The organism is uncultured Cetobacterium sp. (assembly GCF_947039425.1).
In the GTDB taxonomy this organism is placed as follows: domain Bacteria; phylum Fusobacteriota; class Fusobacteriia; order Fusobacteriales; family Fusobacteriaceae; genus Cetobacterium_A.
Genome location: NZ_CAMQYW010000158.1, coordinates 1 through 4,456, shown reverse-complemented (window position 1 = coordinate 4,456; position 4,456 = coordinate 1). Strand labels below are relative to the sequence as shown.

Here is a 4,456-nt window from a genome sequence, read left to right as displayed (position 1 = left end):
TTGATATAAATATCGTGGTTATTTATAAAACTCAAAATAGTAGACTTTTGTGAGTTGTTTATTTAAATGAATTGTAAATATTATATATAAATATCATCATGATGAAGTATTTTTATTTATTATTATATTTTTATTGATATTATGAATAATTTGAAAATAATATATACTATTTTTACCTAAATAATAATTTTGTATTAAAAGAGTTTGATTTCTATCTCCCCAGTTAAAATGGAAATTAAATTTTTTTATAATCAATTTAAAAGTATTTTACTTTGATTATTAAAGAGCCTGTGAATTCATATCTTAATGAATTGACAGGCTCTTTTTTATTTTCATATATAAATTTCTTTATTATTTTACTATTTTTTCAGCAAATGTTTTTCCTACTTTAAATTTAACTATTTTCTTTTCAGCTACTTGAATTTCTTCCCCAGTTTTAGGATTCCTACAAGTTCTAGCTCCTTGTAGTTTAGTTTCAAATTTACCAAACCCAACAATAGTTAAATCTTCTCCTTTGATAAGAATTTCTTCTAAAGTTGAAAGAAATCCATTTACAAATTTTTCAGATTCTTTTTTATTTTCTAATCCCATATTTTTTTGATATAATTCTATACTATTTTGAGTGATTTATTCGAATGAATTATAAATATTATATGTAATTATAATTATGATGAAATATTTTTATTCTATTTTTTTTGTTTTGTGATAGTTTTCTTAGAATTTTGTTCATCAATTTAAAAATTTTGTGTATATATTATTTTTATATTATATTCATCAACTATAATGAGTATGTATAAAGATAAGTCATATACAATTTAATATTTAGGGAGGGATTTACATGAAAAAATTAACATTAGCATCACTATTTTTAAGTACAAGTATTTTAGCACTATCTGCTGGAAAAGAGGTTGTTGTTCAACCTGAGATTATTGAAGTTGTAGAAGTTGTTACACCTGAACTTTTACCAGAAGTTGCAGTAGCTCCTATAGAAAATATAATTACAAAATCTAATAAGCATATTTATTTAAAAGCAGGTGGAGATATAACTTCAAAATATTCTAAATATAAAGTTAATTCTACAAAAATTTCAAATGGAAAAACTAAAGGATTTGGATATGAATTAGCTATTGAAGGGACTCAAAATATAACAGATTCATTAGAACTTGGGCTTGGAATAGCTTATCAAGATCATAATAAAAATAAAGATTTTTCATTCAACCAAGGTGTTATAGCTAAAATGGCAAAATATGATTCTATTCCACTTTATGTTACTGGGAAATATAACTTTAATACAGAAAGTGCTTTAAAACCATATTTAAAAGCTAACTTAGGATATTCTTTCAATATAAATGAAGACAAAACAAAACTTACTGATAATGCTGGAACTGAGAATATAAAAACAAAAGTTAAAAATGGATTATATACAGGACTAGGTGCTGGAGTTGAATATAATAACTATTTAGTTGATTTAATGTATCAAACAAACTTTGCTAAAGCTTCTTGGTCTGATGAAGATGGAACTTTTACAAAATCTAAATTAGATTATTCAAGAGTAACTTTATCTGTTGGATATAAATTCAATATTTAATAGAATATATAAATCTCCTAGATAAAGATATTATTTCTAGGGGATTTTTTTTATGGTTCTTAACTTAAAAAGTTTATTTTTTTAAAATTTATAAAAATAAATAAAGGAAAGAAAGAAAAATAGCGTATATATATAAATACCATTTTAGATAAAGAAAGACTAATATAAGCGAGGAGAACAATATGAAAGCAGCGCTGGATAATAATCTACGAGGAAAAAAAGAAATAAAGGCTAGTAAAAATTATTTAAATAAGTCTTTAAAATTAAAAACCACTTTAAGTTTAGATGATTTAAGTGAAGATGAATTATTAACTGGAATATTAAATATTTTAAAATATAAAGGAGTATAGTAATTATATTTCAGAATTATTATAGAATTTTATTTTCTAATAAAAAAGAACCCATATAGACTAAGGGTTCTTTTTTATTAAAATACTCATCAGGTATTAATACTATATCTTATTTTTTAATAATTTGTAAAAGAATCAAAACGTTTTTTTAAATATTCAATGGGATTGAGGCAAATCCTATTGCTAATATAGCAATTAAAATTAATACCATTATGAGTTTGATATAAGTTTTTATTTCCATAGAGAAATTCTCCTTACTATTTTGCTACTTTATCAGCGAACGTTTTTCCTACTTTAAATTTAACTATTTTTTTTTCAGCTACTTGAATTTCTTCCCCAGTTTTAGGATTCCTACAAGTTCTAGCTCCTTGTAGTTTAGTTTCAAATTTACCAAACCCAACAATAGTTAAATCTTCTCCTTTGATAAGAATTTCTTCTAAAGTTGAAAGAAATCCATTTACTAATTTTCCAGATTCTTTTTTATTTTCTAATTCCATATTTTTTTGATATAATTCTATAAATTCTTGTTTAGTCATTTATTTCCCCCAATAGATTTAATTTCAAGATATACTACATTATATTCCAAAACTTTACAATATTAAATTTCAAAAAAAAGGAAAAGATATTATCTCTTCCTTTTTTTATTAGTTTTAAAATATATTGTGTAATTAGTATTTAGGTATTTATAATAATACTCTCTTTTTTAAAAATTTACAATAAAAATCTATTTAATATCTATATAATTTAGTATGTCGAGTATTGCATTTTCTGTTTTTTTCATTAAATCATCCAATTCTTTTTTTGCTGTAATATGATCTAAGAAAAAAGGTTCTAATAGTATTGCAACTGGTTTAGTTTTATTTAAAATACTTCCGCCTCTATCTTTTAGAGTTATAGGTTTTAAACCTCTGTTATTTAGACCTAAATGCTTTAGTAATTTCTTTTGAGCAACTATAGCTAATTCTTTTCCTTTGGCTGAAATATGACTATATAAGACCTCTGTACCTTGTGTTTTTGCATTGTAAGCATTAAAATGGCAACTTATTAAATAATCTGCATTTAAACTATTAACCTCTTTTACTAAGTTAGAATAATCATTTCTAGCTTTTATAATTAAATCAATTCCCATAAGTCTTTCTTTTTTAAATATTTCAGCGACTAACAAAGTAGTTAAATCGAATTCTGTAACGATTTTTCCATCAATGACTGTATGGCAACCTGGACTATTGAAGTTGTGTCCTGCTAAAAGTACTACTCTTTTCATATTCCCTCTCCTTAATTTTTATTTTGCAATATATATGTTTTAATAATGTTCAATTCATCTTTAACTTCTGCAAGCATTTTATAAATTGTTTTATTACTTTCTTTTTGGAGTTTTTCTCTGTATTCTGTTTCTTTTTGACAAGACTCTTTATCCACCTTCTTATCTAATTGTGCCATTATAAATTTATGATAAGCAAAGAATGCTGCTGCTATCATTCCTATTATCTTTAGATATATTTCTGCTTCTTTAAACATTGCATCTCCTTTATCAAAATTTAAATAATTCTCTTATAGAGTTAGCTGCTCTAAAGACTCTAAGTTCTATAAGTTTCTTTTTGTAATTAAGGGGATCTATTCTTATTTCAAAACCTTTTCCTTTGATACTTGGTCTAAACCCAAGTTGATTTTTAAATTATCAAATTCTTTAGATACTTGAATATTTGAAACTAATTCGGCATTTCCATTAACATCTTGTTGTCTTAAGCCTTTTTCTACTGCATCCAATTGATCAGCTATAAATATTGCTGCTTTTTTAGGTATCTTTTGACCTATTTTTTTACCAAATAAATTAGCTTTAGCTTTTGGAATAATTAATCCAATAAGAAAAGCACCTCCAGTTAGAATAATATCTTGATGTTCTTTCATTAAATTTAATATATCCATTATTTTCTCCTTAAAATTATTTTAGTTTTGCAAGTTCACGTCTTTTAAGTTCATTTATTTTCATTTCTTTTTCAATTTCAATAGTTGAAAAACCACAATTATGCCATCTGACTTTTTTTTCAACTAGAAAAGTATATTCATCCATCAATTTTAAAATTTCATTTTGAATTTCACTTTCATTTGCTCCTTCTTCCCATATATTTAATAACTTGTTCCATTTTTTTTTAAATAGATTTTCAGGAGCATGAATAATAATAATTTTATTGTTTTCTAAGTATTCTCCATCCTGTAATAGTTCTAGCTTATTATCTAGTAGTATTTGCTCTTCTCTAGTCTTTTCTCTTATAATATCACCATCTAAAATAGGATTATTAATAAGGGTATCTGATGCAATATTATTATCTATGTTCCAATCGGGATAAAATTCAATTGGATTAGTTTTAAATTCTTCAAAAGTTGAAGCTACTGGAACTCCTTCTAAAGCTAAAGTATGTTTATTGTAAATATAAATGTTCATTTAATCGCTCCTTTTATTTGTATAAATTATAGAATTTACTCTATAATTCAAAAAAAATAAGTATGAAATGTCAAC

At 24.1% G+C, this 4,456-nt stretch carries 8 protein-coding genes; 2 read left to right on the top strand and 6 right to left on the bottom strand.

Translation table 11 applies throughout. From position 1 onward, the window contains the following. Nucleotides 1–351 precede the first annotated feature (351 nt). A complete protein-coding gene (locus Q0V09_RS08175) occupies nt 352–591 on the bottom strand; it encodes an HU family DNA-binding protein (RefSeq protein WP_297488377.1) in 240 nt (79 codons plus the stop codon). A 247-nt stretch (nt 592–838) separates the two neighbouring features. Between Q0V09_RS08175 and Q0V09_RS08170 the strand changes: the two genes are divergently transcribed. Continuing rightward, nucleotides 839–1,588, top strand: coding sequence for an outer membrane beta-barrel protein (locus Q0V09_RS08170; RefSeq protein WP_297488374.1), 750 nt, complete (start codon nt 839–841; stop codon nt 1,586–1,588). Between the two features lie 182 nt (nt 1,589–1,770). Further along, nucleotides 1,771–1,938, top strand: coding sequence for a hypothetical protein (locus Q0V09_RS08165; RefSeq protein WP_297488371.1), 168 nt, complete (start codon nt 1,771–1,773; stop codon nt 1,936–1,938). A 257-nt stretch (nt 1,939–2,195) separates the two neighbouring features. Here the strand turns inward: Q0V09_RS08165 and Q0V09_RS08160 are convergent, their stop codons facing one another. From Q0V09_RS08160 to Q0V09_RS08140, 5 genes are all read right to left on the bottom strand, one after another. After that, entirely contained in the window at nt 2,196–2,474 is a 279-nt protein-coding gene (locus Q0V09_RS08160) for an HU family DNA-binding protein (RefSeq protein ID WP_297488368.1), read from the bottom strand. A 188-nt stretch (nt 2,475–2,662) separates the two neighbouring features. Beyond that, the gene (locus Q0V09_RS08155) at nt 2,663–3,202 is read right to left on the bottom strand and encodes an N-acetylmuramoyl-L-alanine amidase (protein WP_297488365.1); all 540 of its coding nucleotides are present in this window, start codon (nt 3,200–3,202) and stop codon (nt 2,663–2,665) included. Between the two features lie 11 nt (nt 3,203–3,213). Next, entirely contained in the window at nt 3,214–3,456 is a 243-nt protein-coding gene (locus Q0V09_RS08150) for a hypothetical protein (RefSeq protein WP_297488362.1), read from the bottom strand. A 102-nt stretch (nt 3,457–3,558) separates the two neighbouring features. Then, entirely contained in the window at nt 3,559–3,864 is a 306-nt protein-coding gene (locus tag Q0V09_RS08145) for a hypothetical protein (protein WP_297488359.1), read from the bottom strand. 16 nt (nt 3,865–3,880) lie between these two features. After that, nucleotides 3,881–4,381 carry a hypothetical protein gene (locus Q0V09_RS08140; RefSeq protein WP_297488356.1) on the bottom strand — a complete coding sequence of 167 codons (501 nt, stop codon included), beginning with the start codon at nt 4,379–4,381 and terminating at the stop codon, nt 3,881–3,883. Nucleotides 4,382–4,456: the final 75 nt, after the last annotated feature.